General features: G+C 40.4%; 14 protein-coding genes and 1 tRNA gene. 9 read left to right on the top strand and 6 right to left on the bottom strand.

Translation table 11 applies throughout. The features are described from left to right. Window positions 1-25: 25 nt before the first annotated feature. Window positions 26-472: a DNA polymerase III subunit chi gene (locus tag AC0VZ5_RS03335; protein ID WP_138605241.1), complete on the bottom strand. Its 447-nt coding sequence runs from the start codon at window positions 470-472 to the stop codon at window positions 26-28. A 172-nt stretch (window positions 473-644) separates the two neighbouring features. Continuing rightward, entirely contained in the window at window positions 645-2156 is a 1512-nt protein-coding gene (gene pepA, locus AC0VZ5_RS03340; protein ID WP_054202239.1) for a leucyl aminopeptidase, read from the bottom strand. 307 nt (window positions 2157-2463) lie between these two features. Here pepA and lptF point away from each other — a divergent pair, with 307 nt between their 5' ends. Beyond that, a complete protein-coding gene (gene lptF, locus AC0VZ5_RS03345) occupies window positions 2464-3576 on the top strand; it encodes an LPS export ABC transporter permease LptF (RefSeq protein WP_138605259.1) in 1113 nt (370 codons plus the stop codon). Continuing rightward, window positions 3573-4640, top strand: coding sequence for an LPS export ABC transporter permease LptG (lptG, locus tag AC0VZ5_RS03350; RefSeq protein WP_198522011.1), 1068 nt, complete (start codon window positions 3573-3575; stop codon window positions 4638-4640). Before lptF ends, lptG begins: the two co-directional genes overlap by 4 nt. 97 nt (window positions 4641-4737) lie before the next feature. On the opposite strand, the gene AC0VZ5_RS03355 is transcribed toward lptG, so the two are convergent. Then, the gene (locus AC0VZ5_RS03355; RefSeq protein WP_475474270.1) at window positions 4738-5238 is read right to left on the bottom strand and encodes an RDD family protein; all 501 of its coding nucleotides are present in this window, start codon (window positions 5236-5238) and stop codon (window positions 4738-4740) included. A 270-nt stretch (window positions 5239-5508) separates the two neighbouring features. Here AC0VZ5_RS03355 and AC0VZ5_RS03360 point away from each other — a divergent pair. The 3 genes from AC0VZ5_RS03360 to AC0VZ5_RS03370 all read left to right on the top strand — a co-directional run bounded on the left by AC0VZ5_RS03360 (window position 5509) and on the right by AC0VZ5_RS03370 (window position 8938). Further along, window positions 5509-5593, top strand: a tRNA-Leu gene (locus AC0VZ5_RS03360). 556 nt (window positions 5594-6149) lie between these two features. Beyond that, window positions 6150-7142: a fatty acid desaturase gene (locus AC0VZ5_RS03365; protein WP_475474272.1), complete on the top strand. Its 993-nt coding sequence runs from the start codon at window positions 6150-6152 to the stop codon at window positions 7140-7142. 656 nt (window positions 7143-7798) lie between these two features. Beyond that, the gene (locus AC0VZ5_RS03370; RefSeq protein ID WP_008114296.1) at window positions 7799-8938 is read left to right on the top strand and encodes a Na/Pi symporter; all 1140 of its coding nucleotides are present in this window, start codon (window positions 7799-7801) and stop codon (window positions 8936-8938) included. 56 nt (window positions 8939-8994) lie between these two features. On the opposite strand, the gene AC0VZ5_RS03375 is transcribed toward AC0VZ5_RS03370, so the two are convergent. Next, entirely contained in the window at window positions 8995-11064 is a 2070-nt protein-coding gene (locus AC0VZ5_RS03375) for a TonB-dependent receptor (RefSeq protein ID WP_475474274.1), read from the bottom strand. Window positions 11065-11120: 56 nt separating this feature from the next. Beyond that, window positions 11121-11777, bottom strand: a complete 657-nt coding sequence (locus AC0VZ5_RS03380) for a YoaK family protein (protein ID WP_475474276.1) — start codon at window positions 11775-11777, stop codon at window positions 11121-11123. Window positions 11778-11920: 143 nt separating this feature from the next. Here AC0VZ5_RS03380 and AC0VZ5_RS03385 point away from each other — a divergent pair, with 143 nt between their 5' ends. The 4 genes from AC0VZ5_RS03385 (at window position 11921) to AC0VZ5_RS03400 (ending at window position 14383) form a co-directional block, all read left to right on the top strand. Then, on the top strand, window positions 11921-12169 hold the full coding sequence (locus tag AC0VZ5_RS03385) for a TIGR03643 family protein (RefSeq protein WP_041708743.1): 249 nt from the start codon (window positions 11921-11923) through the stop codon (window positions 12167-12169). A 73-nt stretch (window positions 12170-12242) separates the two neighbouring features. After that, complete coding sequence (locus tag AC0VZ5_RS03390) at window positions 12243-12626, top strand: hypothetical protein (RefSeq protein WP_475474277.1); 384 nt, start codon at window positions 12243-12245, stop codon at window positions 12624-12626. 9 nt (window positions 12627-12635) lie between these two features. Then, window positions 12636-13715 carry an endonuclease/exonuclease/phosphatase family protein gene (locus AC0VZ5_RS03395; protein WP_475474279.1) on the top strand — a complete coding sequence of 360 codons (1080 nt, stop codon included), beginning with the start codon at window positions 12636-12638 and terminating at the stop codon, window positions 13713-13715. 131 nt (window positions 13716-13846) lie between these two features. Beyond that, the gene (locus AC0VZ5_RS03400) at window positions 13847-14383 is read left to right on the top strand and encodes a DUF924 family protein (RefSeq protein WP_475474281.1); all 537 of its coding nucleotides are present in this window, start codon (window positions 13847-13849) and stop codon (window positions 14381-14383) included. Between the two features lie 113 nt (window positions 14384-14496). Here the strand turns inward: AC0VZ5_RS03400 and AC0VZ5_RS03405 are convergent, their stop codons facing one another. Then, entirely contained in the window at window positions 14497-15873 is a 1377-nt protein-coding gene (locus AC0VZ5_RS03405; protein ID WP_475474283.1) for an NAD-dependent succinate-semialdehyde dehydrogenase, read from the bottom strand. Window positions 15874-16023: the final 150 nt, after the last annotated feature.

Consider the following 16023-nt stretch of genomic DNA (forward strand, 5'->3'; position numbering starts at 1 on the left):
TAGTTAGCTTTGTACGCAGTGAGCGTTAGCGATTAATATCTTGCGTGGTGATATTGGCACCGAGTTGGCGTAGTTTTTTAAAGCGCTCACGAGCGGCTTGTTTTGCTACGGGCTCTACGGGTACAAAATCAAAAACTTGGTTAAACCGACGAATAAAATCCGGTAAGTGATTGGCCAAGTTAATTAATACTTTACGATTACCAACAGGTGGTGTTGTGCCAATTTCTACGGGTGCGCCGCCTTTTGGGCCTTCACCTTGTAAATTGTGGGGCACAAAACTGTCGGCATCAAATGTCCAAATAGTTTCGTCAATGCTGTTGGCGGTTGCTTCGCTATCTACAAAAATAAATACGCGTTGACCAAGCCGATACTGTTGCCCAGCTATTTTAGCTGCTAAAGCAAAGTGATCATCGGCTTTAGCTAATGACTCATCTTGTTGCTTTAAAATGAAAAACTGGGCATTCATGTTCATTGTATCGGGATTTCCCATGACATTGATTGTGCTGTTATTAAATACACACACATTAAGAAGGGGATTTTGCCATATAACGGGGCTTGCTTCAATTAATACCCAATAAATAAGGCGCTTTAAAAGCGCCTTATTTTATACTCTATATTGGGCTGTGAAGCCTTATACAGGTTTGTTAGTCTTGGGTTGCTTCACTAATGCCTGCTCGGTTTAATAAATATTGCGTTAGCATAGGTACAGGGCGACCCGTTGCGCCTTTTTTAGCGCCGCTGCGCCATGCCGTACCCGCAATATCTAAATGAGCCCAGTTATACTTTTTGGTAAATTTAGATAAGAAACAGGCCGCTGTAATAGTACCTGCAGCTCGGCCACCTAAGTTAGTAAAGTCGGCAAATGGACTTTCTAGTTGATCTTGATAATCATCCCATAATGGCAGTTGCCATGCACGATCGCCACTTTGCTCTGACGCTTTTAATAAATCATGCGCTAGTGGATTATGGTTTGCTAATAAACCTGTAGCGTGGGCACCTAAAGCAACAATACACGCACCTGTTAATGTTGCCACATCAATCACGGTTTCTGGTTCAAAACGCTCTACATAGGTCAGCGCGTCACATAGCACTAAACGGCCTTCGGCATCAGTGTTAAGTACTTCAACCGTTTGCCCAGACATAGTGGTTAAAATATCACCTGGGCGATAGGCGTTCGAGCTTGGCATGTTTTCACAACCGGCTAAAACGCCAATTACGTTTATAGGTAGCTGCATTTGTGCAAGCGAGCGCATAGCACCAATGACACCAGCAGCGCCACCCATGTCGTATTTCATTTCATCCATGCCTTCGCCTGGTTTTAATGAAATACCGCCTGAGTCAAAGGTTAAACCTTTACCAACTAACACGATAGGCGCTTGGTCATCGCCTGCGCCTTTGTAATTAATTACCGACATAACCGATTCGTTATCACTACCACGACCAACTGCTAGGTATGAGTTCATACCTAGCTCTGCCATTTTATCTTCGCCAATCAGCTCAACAGTGATGTTGTCAAAATTAGTCTCAAGTTCTTTGGCTTGCTCGCCAAGATACGCTGGATTACAAATATTAGGCGGCATATTGGCAACGTCTTTGCACAATTTGCTACCAGCAGCAATCGCTAGGCCATGCTCAATGGCACTTTCACCTATAGTCAGTTCGCGGCGCGTAGGAACGTTAAATACCATTTTACGCAGTGGACGACGAGGGTCTACTTTCTTACTTTTTAGCTGATTGAAGGTGTATAAACAGTCTTGGGTTGTTTCTACCGCTTGACGCACTTTCCAATAGGTATCACGGCCTTTAACGTGTTGCTCAGTTAAAAAGCACACTGCTTCCATCGAACCTGTTTCGTTTAAGGTGTTGATAGTTTTTGAAATAATTTGTTTATATTGTTTATCGTCTAGTTCGCGTTCTTTACCGCAGCCAACGAGTAGAATACGTTCGCTTAAAATATTGGGTACATGGTGTAATAGTAGTACTTGCCCAGGCTTACCTTCTAAGTCGCCACGGCGTAATAAATTTGAGATATAACCATCGCTGATTTTATCAAGTTGTTCACCAATGGGGGATAACCTGCGTGGTTCGTATACGCCAACAACAATACATGCACTGCGCTGTTTTTCTGGGCTACCACTTTTTACGTTGAATTCCATTGTCACTCCTGATTTTGAGTCATCTATAGAAGCTAAGTTGGGACTAAAAATGTGTTTTCTAGTCTTTTTACCTAAATTTTTAGGTCTAGCGCTAATATTAGTAGATTTTACTCGACTCTTACTGTGTATTTGAACTTTATATGCTTAAGGGTTACTAATGCAACATTATATCGTGATGTTAGGTAGGATAATTAATATTGATGGCTTATAATGTGTGCTTAATACTCATTTAAAATGAGTGAATTAACTCGTTCACTCATTGTTTTATATTACTATATTGAAATTCCATGTTTAACAGGGGCGAATGTTGCTAATTTTCCGTTATTTGACCACTGAGGTTTTAAAATCGCAGGTCGCCGTATTTTTAACTTTAATGACCATATTTTTGTCGCAAAAGTTTGTTGTCATTCTTGGTGATGCCTCAGAAGGGAGTATCCCAGCAAAGCTTGTGTTTGCCATGATTGCGCTTAAATTACCGCAGTTAGCATCATTAATTTTGCCTCTGAGCTTATTTTTAGGGATTATTTTAGCTTATAGCCGTATTTACGCTGACAGTGAAATGACTGTACTTAAAGCCTGTGGCGTGAGTGAGTGGTATGTAGTGCGTATTACGCTAATTTCAAGTGTCATCCTAGCGTTATTGGCGGCGGTGCTTACCCTGTATATTGCACCGTGGGCAAGCGAACAAGAATACCAACTTAAAGAACAAGCCAAGGCTGATGCTGGTTTATCTGCACTTCGAGCTGGGCGTTTTCAGCAAACCGGTAACGAAAAAGCTGTGGTATTTATTCATAATATTGAAAATAGCGGCAAAGAGCTCAACAAAGTTTTTGTGGCACAACTCCCCGATAGCGAAAAAGGCGACTTAGCGCGATTAGTTTATGCAGAGCAAGGTGTTGTTATTGAAGCACAGAATGGTGAGCAGCAGTTAGTACTTACTGATGGTAAACGTTACGAGACCGATGGCGAAGCGCCTTCACTTAACTTAACTGAGTTTGATGGCTACAGCGTACAAATTCGCGAACAAGAAATAGAACATCAACGTCGTAAGTTAGAAGCCGTGCCAACTCGTGAATTAATAACCATTAATACCCCAGAAGCAATTGCACAGTGGCAATGGCGTTTAGCTATTCCGTTATCTATTCCATTATTAACTTTACTTGCAGTACCCCTGAGCGTTGTTAATCCACGCCAAGGTAAATTTGCTAAATTAGTACCGGCTTTGAGCTTATATTTAGGGTATTTCATTTTACTTAATGCAGCTAAGTTTGCGGTAGAAGATGGTAAAATTCCGCCTTCTATTGGTCTGTGGTGGATTCACTTAAGTGCATTATTTATTGGTAGTTTATTAATTATTAGGGGTCGTCCATTAGGTGCTTGGCTGAAAGCTGTTGTTACTAAACGGGAGCAACACGTATGATGAAAACGCTTGATTGGTATTTAGGTCGCAGTATTATGCAAACCACTGGGTTTGCACTAATGGTGCTGGTGGGGATCAGTACTTTAATTAAATTTATAGAGCAGCTTAAATCGGTTGGCCGAGGTAGTTACGACATTATGACCGCCTTGCTATATACAATTTATAGTATGCCTGGCGATTTAGTGGTGTTTTTCCCGATGGCGGCACTTATTGGTGGCTTAACTGGGTTAGGTGCTTTGGCCTCTAATAGTGAGCTGGTAGTGATGCAAGCCGCGGGTATGTCGCGTTTACAAATTATTGGCTCGGTAATGAAAACCGCTATTTTTATGGCCCTGTGCGTAATGGCATTAGGGGAGTGGGGAGCGCCCGCCGCTCAGTTGCATGCAAAGGAAATGCGTAACCAAGCTATTCATGGTGGGGATGTATTTAATGCGCAAAAAGGCGTGTGGGCTAAAGACGGCAGTAATTTTATTAATATTGAAGATGTTGACCAAAATGGCATGCTCCGCGGCGTAAATATGTACCACTTCGATAAGTCGTTGCTACTTACACAAATTACTAAAGCAAAAGAAGCAGTAGGGCGTGATAATGGCTGGCTACTGCGCGATGTGAACAAAGTATTGATCAGTGAAGAGCTTATTACCACGGAGCAAGTTACTGAAGAGTTTTACCCATCTCAGCTTACCGGTGAAAAACTTGGCGTGGTTTCAGTAAAACCAGAGTCATTGTCGTTTTCAGGATTGTGGTCATATTTAGCTTATTTGCAGCAAAATGAGCAAGACACCAGTACCTATGATTTAGCGTTATGGCGTAAATTAATGCAGCCAGTGTCTATTGCTGTGATGTTGTTGGTTGCCTTATCGTTTATATTTGGTCCGCTGCGAACCGTAACTATGGGGGCACGAATTATCATGGGAGTGATAACGGGGATAGTGTTTCACTTAACTAATGAGATATTTGGCCCAGTGGTAATGGTATATCAAATCCCAGCGATTATAGGCGCCGTTCTGCCGAGCATTTTATTTACTGGGTTTGCAGCTTATTTAATGAATAAGCGGGTGTAGCTAGACTTAAAGCTTAAATAAAAAACGCGGCCTTTTTTAAAAGTGCCGCGTTTTTTATGCTTTAGCTTGGGGTTATACCAATTAGCTAGATTAAGTATTAATCTAGTTCGCGATAAACGCGTTTATTTTCTTCTTTGGTGAGCGTAACTACTTCGGTTTTTGATAAGTAATCTTGCAGTGCTTTTTTATTTTTAAAGTCGACTAATACCACTAAATTCCCAAAACCAAGTAATGCGCTGATACTGCGGATAATAGCTTGTGGCCAGCTAATTAAACTTCCTTGGTTGGTTTGTACTTTTAAGCGCCATGCTCGCATACCAATTGTTTGCCCACTCTTAGTCCAAAAATAACCAAAAAATACCAAGCCAACAAGCACCAGCAGCGAGCTGCGAATACCAGAAAGTAATAGTGAATCCTGAATACGTGCAGATACATCTTCAGCGCCATTAAGGGCAATAACATCAAGGGAAATAAGCCCTTGAATAGCAAATAAATACAATACCACCGTTAGCATCGCAAAAGCGATAATAGCTAATGTGTCGTACACCAATGACGCAAAACGACGCCAAAACCCTGCTCGTGGAAACTCAGCCGACATAAATATACTCTCACTGTTAATGTGCGCGATAGTTTAGCAAATAAGCCGTTAAATACTACCTATTACGCTACGTGCTTAACTCGGTATTTGCTCAAATGTTAATGGTTGCCTAAATGTTAAGCGGTCGATCACGCTTAATACATAAAACGCTTGCCGCTTTGCTCATTGTTTGTATAATGCTAAGCAATGAGATGGGAGAGGGTACATAATCTTTCACTCTTAAGTGGTTTTTCTTTATCTTCTCGTGTTAGAAGGTTAAAGAAAAATGATGCCAGCGTGATGAAATTGGTATACATGGGGGATTCAAAATCCCCTGCCGAAAGGCGTGCCGGTTCAAGTCCGGCCGCTGGTACCACTTTTTATAGCCCCAACCAAATTGGTTGGGGTTTTTTTATGCCTAAGATTTGAGTTGCCGGACTTGAGCGGCGCGTGAGGTGCCGCTGTTATAGGTAAAAGTCCGGCCACTTGGTACCACTTTTTATAGCCCCTGCTAGATTTAGCAGGGGTTTTTTTATGTCTTAAATTTGAGTTGCCGGACTTGAGCGGCACGTGAGGTGCCGCTGTTATAAGTAAAAGTCCGGCCGCTGGTACCACTTTTTATAGCCCCGACCAAATTGGTTGGGGTTTTTTTATGCCTAAGATTTGAGTGGCCGGATTTTAATTACAAAAAATGTGTCCAACATTGCTACTTTTATAAGCAGTAGGTTTTGATCTAAACTTGGCCTGTAAACGTTTTGGTTTACCTAACCTTAAGCTCTGCTTGAGATAGGTTTCTTATCCAGAACTAAGGTTAGATAGTGAACACAGGCCTGACTTTAATCGTATTTTCATTGATATGAGTTAGCTAAGTTGTGCAATGTGTTTTGACTCGGGTATTATATACCTTAACCTCTTGTTGCGAATAAAACATCATGACTCAATTAACCGCAAAACAGAATATTCAAGCCATTGTAAAAGCGATTAAGGCTGAAGAAGCATTGCTGCGTAAAAAACACCCGCTATTAATGCATCAAAATACCTTAGGAATGGCTATTTTACTACTCTCATTAAGTACGTTAATCGGAATTGGTACGCTGTATTATTTTGCTATTATACCCGCGTGGTTATGTGTCATTTTAGCGGCGATTGCTACCTCAATTTCCCATGAACTTGAGCACGACTTAATTCATAAGCAGTATTTTAGCAACCAACCATTTTTGCATAATTTTATGATGTTAACCGTGTGGCTGATGCGACCTAATACCATAAGCCCATGGTACCGTCGCAAGATGCATTTACATCATCATAAAACGTCGGGTACTGAGCAAGATTTAGAAGAACGTTTGGTAGGTAATGGTATTAAAAATCCGTTTTTACGTGCCTTAGTAATTATTGATGGATTACTCGGCTTATTAATTAATGCAAAACGTTTTAGTAGAGAAATTAAAGGGTTTAGTTTTTTTAAAGTGTTTAATGCTGGTTTTCCAATTACCACTGCTTATTTTGCTATTTTATACAGTGTGATAGCGTTTCATTTAATCAATTTATTTACCCCAATTGCGGCTAACTCACCGGTATTTCTACTTGATGTAATGAATGTGTTCGAATTTCTAATGGTGGTGCTGATTGTGCCTAACATTGTGCGTTCGAGCTCACTTAATTTTGTTACTTCAAGTATGCATTATTACGGCGGTGTGAATAATATGCTTGAACAAACTCATGTTATTACTAGCCGTTTATTTATGCCATTTAATTTATTTTGCTTTAACTTTGGGCATACTCATACTATTCATCATTTTGTGCCGAATCAGCCGTTTTATTTACGACAAATGATCAGTAAAAAAATCCTTGAAGTGATGCGCCAACACGGGGTACGTTTTAATGATTTTGCCAGTATAAAACAAGCGAATTTGTATCAATCATAATGTTAATTTTTATCCAATTATCAATTGATGCTTTGTTAATATTGTCTAGTCTAATGCTAGGCAATGCCTCTAGTAATATCAGGTAAAGTCCATAAAACCGTTTCAAATACCTAGGGTCTACTGACCTTTGCGGATTGAGATTCGTTAAAACTAGAGCAATTCAATCGCGATACGAGGTTTGTAACCTTGTGGGTTCGATAACTGCTCCTGCGTTATTCTACTGGCTTACATCCCTGTAAGAATAAGTGAAAAACGAGCAAAGCTTCCGCGTCTTGCTCATGTTCCTTACCTATACCCATTCAGGCAACAAAGAGTAAATCGCCTCTTAGCATGGCCTTTGGAACAGCTGAAAATTCAACCTTAAAAGATCATCAGAACTTAGTTAATTCATTACTTAAATACATTTTAACTTAGTGCTCAATTGCTCCTACTCAGTGCTTCGCTATGTAATTTAATATCAATTTTTTAATTACTTATTTTTAAAGTTATGGCTTGCCTTATACTCGATTTTTTAACCTTATATTTTTAAGTTATGAATAAAGAAGCACGTTAATCGAATTGAAATATTTCTGTAATATTTAGGTGTTCTAATGCGCTCTGAAACAAAAACGTCATCAAAATGCCATAATCGGCAAGACAAAAATTGAGATTTAAACATGAGTGAATCAAAGCGCAATACGCTATTAATAAAAACGCTTAACTGGGCTGCTATCGCCTTTTTAGTTTATTTAGTCCTAGTAGCCGTTGGCACTGTCAGTGGTGGTTTTAAATTAGCGTCGGGCGGTACTGAGGGAGCAAAAGAAATTTTTGCATTCGCAACCAACCCGTTTATTGCATTATTATTAGGTGCTTTGGCAACGGCTTTAGTGCAATCGTCATCAACGGTTACTTCAGTAATAGTGGGCCTTGTTGCTGGCGGTTTACCGTTAAGTATTGCTATTCCAATGGTGATGGGTGCAAATATTGGTACGACTATTACTAACACCTTAGTGTCTATTGGTCATATTCGCTCTAAAGAAGAGTTTCAACGTGCGTTTGCAGCATCAACGGTTCATGATTTCTTTAATTTATTTGCCGTTATTATATTTTTACCGCTTGAGATAATGTTTGGTTTGCTGCAAAAAATGTCCGCAGCTCTGTCGCACCTATTTATTGGTGATGCCGACTTATCATTAAAGAGCTACAACTTTATTAAACCACTTGTTAAACCTGCTGTGGGTGTAATAAAAGATGCATTTAGCTTCCTAGACACAAAAATGCTAGGTGCAGCGATGGTTATAGCAGGTATTTGTTTGATTTTATTTGCCGTAACTACATTAGGTAAACTACTTAAAAAAGCATTGGTTGGCACTGCAAAAGATATACTGCATGGTGCAATTGGGCGCGGGCCTATCGCGGGTATCACATCAGGTGCAGCGGTAACAGTTATGGTTCAGTCGTCGTCAACCACAACGAGTTTAATGATCCCACTTGCGGGAAGTGGTGTGTTTACTACACGTCAAATCTATCCATTTACGCTAGGGGCTAATATTGGTACAACCATTACCGCTCTATTAGCTGCCACATCAATTACAGGGCCTATGGCTGAAGTGGCGCTAACGATTGCTTTAGTACACGTTATGTTTAATGTATTTGCGGTTGCACTAATTTACGGAATTCCTGTACTACGTGAAATTCCGCTTAAGTTAGCCGAAAAGCTAGCCGAAATTGGTACAAAGAATAAATCAGCTGCATTAGGCTATGTGTTAGGGTCGTTCTTTGTGGTGCCAGGTTTAATTGTACTGGCCGTTAGATAAGCAAATAAATGAATAAAAAGAATGCGCTATATAACTTATATAGCGCATTTTTTGTTTTACCACTGGTAACTTACAGACAACATGGCATTACGCGGTTTTCCTGGGAAGTAACGATCACCAGTAAAACTAGTGTAATCGGCGCGCTGTGCGTAAGCCGTGTTGGTTAGATTTATTATTCGCGCACTGAGTAATAATTGTGGGCTTATTTGCCATTGGCCGCGCAAGCTTAAAATATCGTGCCCTTGATATTCATGTAAGTTTTCAGGGTCGGTAAAGTAGCGACTCACATACTGCCATTGCAGAGCAAGACTAACATGCTCGTTGGCTTGCCAGTTAAAATCGATATTAGCGACCTTTCGAGGTGCGGTATCAATATCGTTACCTTTAATATTAATACTGCCGATGATTTGCTCATTCGAATACGTATGCTTGGCATAAGTGCCTGCGAAGTTAACCGATAAGTGCTGATTAAAGCTATGCGCTAGCTCAAGCTCAATGCCGCGATGTCGAGTTTTTCCGTCATTAACAGTAAAAAAGTCACTGTCACGGTAGATGGTATTGTGCTTGCTCATCGCATAAGCCGACAAACCGTAGCGAGTATTGTTGTACACCCCTTTAATACCTAACTCAGCATTATTTGCTATTTCTGCGTCTAAGTCGGCAGTACTTTGCTCGCGTTGTAATTGATAAAGCTCAGCTGCTTGTGGGGCTCTATAGCCTCTTGAAAAGTTAGCGTATAATGTATTGTTAATATTAAGCTGATAGCTCACACCGAGTTTTGGCGAAAGATTACTAAAGCTGTTTTTAGTGCTCTCGGGGCGACTATAACGACAGCCACCAAAACCACATTCACTGCCATTTTCTTTTGTACGCCCTGTAAGCATATTGTTTTGATAGTCATATTGCATATGCTCATAACGTAGACCTGCGGTTATAAGCCAATTATTTAGCCGCCAATCAATAGCGGCAAATGGGGCATATAAGGTGGCATCGACTTGGTAATCGTAATGTTTACCTTGCGGCACTGTGGCCACTAAAAACGCAGAACCTTGAGTCGGTTTATCTTGAGTTTGTAAAAAATCGGCTTGGGTAAACTCACCATCAAAACCAAGCTTCAAGTTGGTATTGTCGTTCACATAATGCTGATAAAGCGATTGTAGACCAAACCCAGTTTGGCTATTTTTTTCAAGTGGTGTGCCGGGTAAAAAGTGTTTAAAAAAGTCCATACTTTGGTCACGAATATAAGGAGTAACAACTAGAGTGTTCTCTCCTAATTGCCAGCTTGCTTTACTCCAAGCCCTAAACGAGCGAGCTTTTCTAAAGGCGTCAGGATCAAAATTTTGCTGTGCTATATCTTCATCTTTATAGCTTTGAAAACCGCTAATATAACCAGCAGTTTGTTGATCTAAATTGGTATACGTAAGCCCAGAAACTAAGCTTAAGTTGTTATTATTATAGCGATGGCGCACATTTATTTTTTGTTGCTTTACGCTTTCGTCATCTCGATAACCGCTATCATCCGTAAAACTAGCATTAATACCTAGGCCTGAATTATCCATGGCATGGCCTGCACGTAATTTATAGCGAGCATAACCATAAGAGCCATAATCAAAGCCTAGTAAACCACCACCTTGCGTAGTGTCAGGGGTAATAACGTTAATTACACCATGCACTGCATTAGAACCATATAGCGCAGAACCTGGGCCTTTTAATACTTCAATACGCTCTGCCATTTCGCTATGCGCTTCAAATAGTTCATTGATATTACAAAAACCAGCTGCACGAAGAGCTATGCCATCTTCTGCGGTTAAAACACCACCACAAGCGCCCGTTCCAGAAAGTACTTGCGAGCGCAGAGCCGGTAAATACTCTTGGCCATTCCCACGTTGGACATTGGCACCTGCAACGCGTTGTAGCGCTTCCTCTACATGGGTAGGAGCTATAAGCTCAAGCTGTGATTCACTTAATACACTGATCACCAGTGGTAATGGCGTGGAAAGCGCTTCACTACGCGATGCTGTGGTGGTGATACGTTCAATTGATTGCGCGGTATCTTCAGCACACGCACTATTAATTAAACCTAACTGACTGCATAACAATAACGGGGGTAAATAGTAATATTTCATAAATTCCAGCACATCGGCAATTTGATAAGTTTAGGGTAGGGGATTTTGTGAATTGGTTAAAGCACACTCAACCTATAAACCCGATAAGTAATCGATAAAACAATACAAAAAATGCCCGGAAAAACTAAAGTGAGCACTGAGTAATGTTTAAATAGTAATACACCTACCACTCCGCCGGCTAAAAACCCGGCAATAATTAATACAAAGACCAAGCATTTTCTATTGTCAAAAGCTTCTCCTTTTAGGGCTTTACCAAGCATCAAACCCAGATCGGTAAAAATACCGGTTAAGTGAGTGGTTCGCACAACTGCGCCGCTGTAGTTAGTGGCTAAAGCATTTTGTAAGCCGCAGGCCGCAGAAGCAAGTGTAAGTGCGTAAGGGTAAGAATATTGAAGTAGCTGTGCGCTTAACAGCAGTAAAATACCCTCAATAAATAAGAGCGTATCGTAATGGCGGCCTAGCTTAAGTGAACCGCCTGAAAGCATTAAGCCTGTTAATGCCGAGCCAAATATAAAACTCAGTACAATCGCAATTAAAAATAACGCCGCCTGGATGTTGGTAGTAAGTTCAATAGCTAATGAAGTCACCGACCCTGAAACGTGAGAAATTGCTTGCTGTTCAAACCCTAATAAACCTACTACGTTTACCATACCGGCAATAAAAGCGAGGGTAAACGCACCATATTCGACCCACTTAGGTAGTTTTGTAAACATCCTTTTAGCTCCGGTTTCAGTGTGTAGATTAATCATACACTTAATTAAAGTTAATAAATGAAAAGAGGTTATATTTTTAACATCACAAGCAAGTGATGATCGCTAAATTTAACTTTTGCGTATTAACCAAATTTGGAATTAATATGTTTAACCAAGAACAGCAATCACGCATTATAGAAATGGCATGGGAAGACAGAACGCCATTTGAAGCTATTGAAAATCTGTATGGGCTAAATTACTCTCAATTAGTTAATTTTATGCGGGAGCATATCTCTAGCGGGTCATTTAAAGTATGGCGTAAGCGCCATGCTGGGCGTAAAACTAAACACCTAAAGTTACGCGACCCCGCGATTATGCGCAGTCATTGTAAAACACAGTACAAGCAACGTTAATTTTTCTCATTTCATGTAATGTTCAGGCTTAGCCGTTAATACTCTTCAGTAATGATCACACTGGAGAATCGCCATGAAATCACTAATCAGTATTTTAGTAATGGTTTTTGCGCTAACGGCAACAAACGCATTTGCTGTACCACACAAAGACAAACATGCAGGCAAGCATGCGAATAAACACGTAAACAAGCATCACTTGAAAAAGCAAAAATATAACCAATACCATAATAAAAAATGGCCTTCTAAGAAACAAGCCAAGCAGTTAATTCGTCAAGGGTGGACTCCACCAGGGTGGCACAGATCTTATCATCAAGGTGATATCCTTGGGCATGACATTTATAAGCGTGCTAGAGTAATAGACCGAGAAAGAGACACAGTGCGAGTTGAAGTTGATCGCACTATTATTCACTTAGTGCACGACACTCGTGAAATACTCTCTATTTTACAGCACTATTAGGATTTATAAATGCTCACCGTATTGGTCATAGTTACTGGCTTGTTGTTATTAATAACGTTATTACCCCTGTCATACAGTCAGCATTACTTGATACGTAGTTGCGACTTTGTGCGCTTGCAGGTGTGCTACCTAGCAAGCGCTGTAATTATCGTGGCACTAATAGGTATGTGGCAAAGCGACTTTATTACATGCTCATTAATAGCGGCTGTTGCTTTAATTATCTGTGCGCTTCAAGCTAAGTGGATTTATCCCTACACTTGGTTTGCTAAAAAAGAAGTATTAACAGCGCCAAAAAGTAGTGATCATAGCATCAGAATTTTATCCGCTAATGTACTGATGTCGAATCGACATAGTGAGCAGTTAATTAACTTAGTCGATAAATATCAGCCCGATTTACTCATCACTTTAGAAAGCGATAGTTGGTGGCAAGATAAATTGTCCGTGCTTAAAAAAAACTACCCTTATCAAGTACAGTGCCCAAAAGATAACCGCTACGGCATGCATGTATTTAGTAAATTTAACATACTCGATGCACAAATTTGTGCACTTATAGAAGATGACATTCCTTCTATTCATATTTTATTTGAAAACCACCAAGGGTTAAAAATGCAGGGGCATTTTATTCATCCCGCGCCACCAAGCCCAACCGAAGAAGATTCATCACGTCCACGCGATAGCGAATTAATAATGGTGGCTAAAGCCCTTAAAGGTTCAACTCGCCCTACGATAGTCGCTGGCGATTTAAATGATGTTGCTTGGTCACGCAGTACTCGTTTATTTATGCAAATTAGTGGATTTTTAGACCCCCGTAAAGGCCGTGGTTTTTTTAATACTTTTCATGCTAATTACTTTTTTATGCGTTGGCCGCTTGATCATTTGTTTCATTCAAAAGGCTTTAGTGTAAAACGGATAAAGCGCCTTGCTAAATATGGCTCCGATCATTTTGCCTTACTAACCGAACTGGTATTTGAAGATGCTAATCAGCAATCCCTAGAAACAAAACCAAGTGAGCAAAAGCAGCAAGATATACAAAAGCTGGCAATGAGCAAAGCAGATAAACGCAAAGTACCTATGTTTGAAAAGGGCTAGGTATAGTAAATGTATTAGGTTAAAGGTTTTAGGCTAAAGAGAAAGTTAATACATTACGATAGTGCTTTTAAGTTTGCGAAGTTTTCGTAGCAAATTATTTAGTTTAGCGTTAATTAACAAAGAGATTCATTATGTTTAATAAAATCATCGACTTTTGGTTTACCGAGCTTGAGCCTAAACAGTGGTGGCAAAAAGACGATAGGCTTGATGCACAAATTAAAACTCGCTTTGGTGAATTACATCATCAAGCAAGTGTAAATGAGTTATTTGATTGGCGTGAAAGCGCGACAGGTAGTCTTGCGGAAATTATTGTGCTTGATCAGTTTTCACGTAATATTTACCGTGAAAAACCCGCAGCATTTGCCTGTGATACATTAGCTCTAGCGTTAGCACAAACTGCTATTGCTAAAGGGTTTGATAAGAAATTGACGGATGAACAACGCGTATTTTTGTATATGCCTTTTATGCACAGCGAATCAAAGCTAATTCATAAGGAAGCAGTCCAGCTATTTAAGGCGTTAGGTATTCAAAATAACTTAGATTTTGAGTATCAGCATAAGGCGATTATCGATAGATTTAATCGTTATCCGCATCGTAATAAGATACTGGGGCGGGAGTCTACAAAAGAAGAACTTGATTTTTTAAAACAGCCTAACTCAGGTTTTTAAATTCATCAGACAATAAAACACCGCGCTTGCAACAAGCGCGGTGTTTACTTTTACTAACCTGATACCTGATACCTGATACCTGATACCTGATACCTGATACCTGATACCTGATACTAGCTGTGAATCATGATGCTTTTAACATTCACAAATTCGCGAATCCCAAAGCCGCCGTGCTCTCGGCCATAACCGCTGTCTTTAACACCACCAAATGGCAGGTTTGGTTGTGCCAAACCATAACCATTAATATTGATCATGCCGGTGTCAAAATACTTTTTGGCCAGTTCAATGGCTTTTTTCTCATCTTTTGAAAATATACCGCCGCCTAGTCCATAGCGCGAATCATTAGCGATACGCATAGCGTCGTCGTTATCTTTGGCTTTAATTAAAGATGCGACAGGGCCAAATAGCTCATCGTCATACGCAGGCATACCTGGTTTAAGGTTTTCCAGCACGGTTGGGGGGTAGTAATAACCTGTTTGTTGCGGTATTTCGCCGCCTACAATTACTTTTGCACCCGCATTGACAGAGTCTTGCACTTGCTGATGAATTTTGTCGCGTAAATCTTCGCGTGCCATAGGACCCAGTTCAGTATCTTCATCCATTGGGTCGCCCATTTTTATCGCCTTAAACTGCTGGCTTAGTGCTTCTTTAAAGTCATTGTAGAGTGAATCAACCACCACAAAGCGCTTTGCTGCAACACAGGTTTGGCCGTTGTTGATAATGCGTCCTTGTAAACATGCTTTAACTGCAAGGGCTAAATCAGCGTCATCAAGTACAACAAAAGCGTCGTTACTACCCAGTTCTAGTACGGTTTTTTTAACATGCTTGGCAGCTTGCTCTGCTACTTTTTTACCTGTGCCATCGCTTCCAGTGAAGGTCACGCCGCTTATAGCCGAGTGTGAAATAAGGGCGCTGGCGGTTTTACCATCAATCAGTAAGTTGCTAAAGCAGTGTTCAGGGAAGCCTGCTTGTAGAAATAATGTTTCAATTTTTTCAGCCATACCAAATACATTACCGGCATGTTTTAATACGGTGGTATTACCCGCCATAATGTTTGCGGCACTGTATCTAATAACTTGATAAAGTGGGAAGTTCCATGGCTGAATACCCAGCAGCACACCGGTAGGGCGATAACTTATGATTGCACGACCTCCTTGCATGTCGCGCTCCTCGTCGCTAAGCATATCGGCGCCATGTTCAGCGGTATAACGACAAATGTCAGCACAAAGCTGAACTTCTTGGAAGCCTTGCTCATAGACTTTACCCATTTCTTCGGTCATTAGTTTTGCTAAGGCTTCTTTTTGACTTTCAAATAAAGAGGCTAATTTATTTAGATGTTGTGCGCGCTCGGTAAACGAGGTTAATCGCCATGTTAAGTATGTTTCATGAGATTTTTCGATCACTTGCTCTGCTTGAGCTTGAGAAAGCAGTGTATAGCTATTAATGACTTGCTCTGTTGCGGGATTGATCGTATCAACTGTGTTACTCATTTTACCTCCTAACAAATTATGTAATAGGGTAGGTGCAAAACCAAAGCCAGTTAGTTTCTCGATATTAAAAAAATCATAACTATCTGTTAGTAATAGTTTTTACATTACTTATGACTAAAATCTAGATGTTGTTTGCTTGCTGTTTTTGCT

This window comes from Pseudoalteromonas sp. QJM3NY_12 (genome assembly GCF_056173165.1).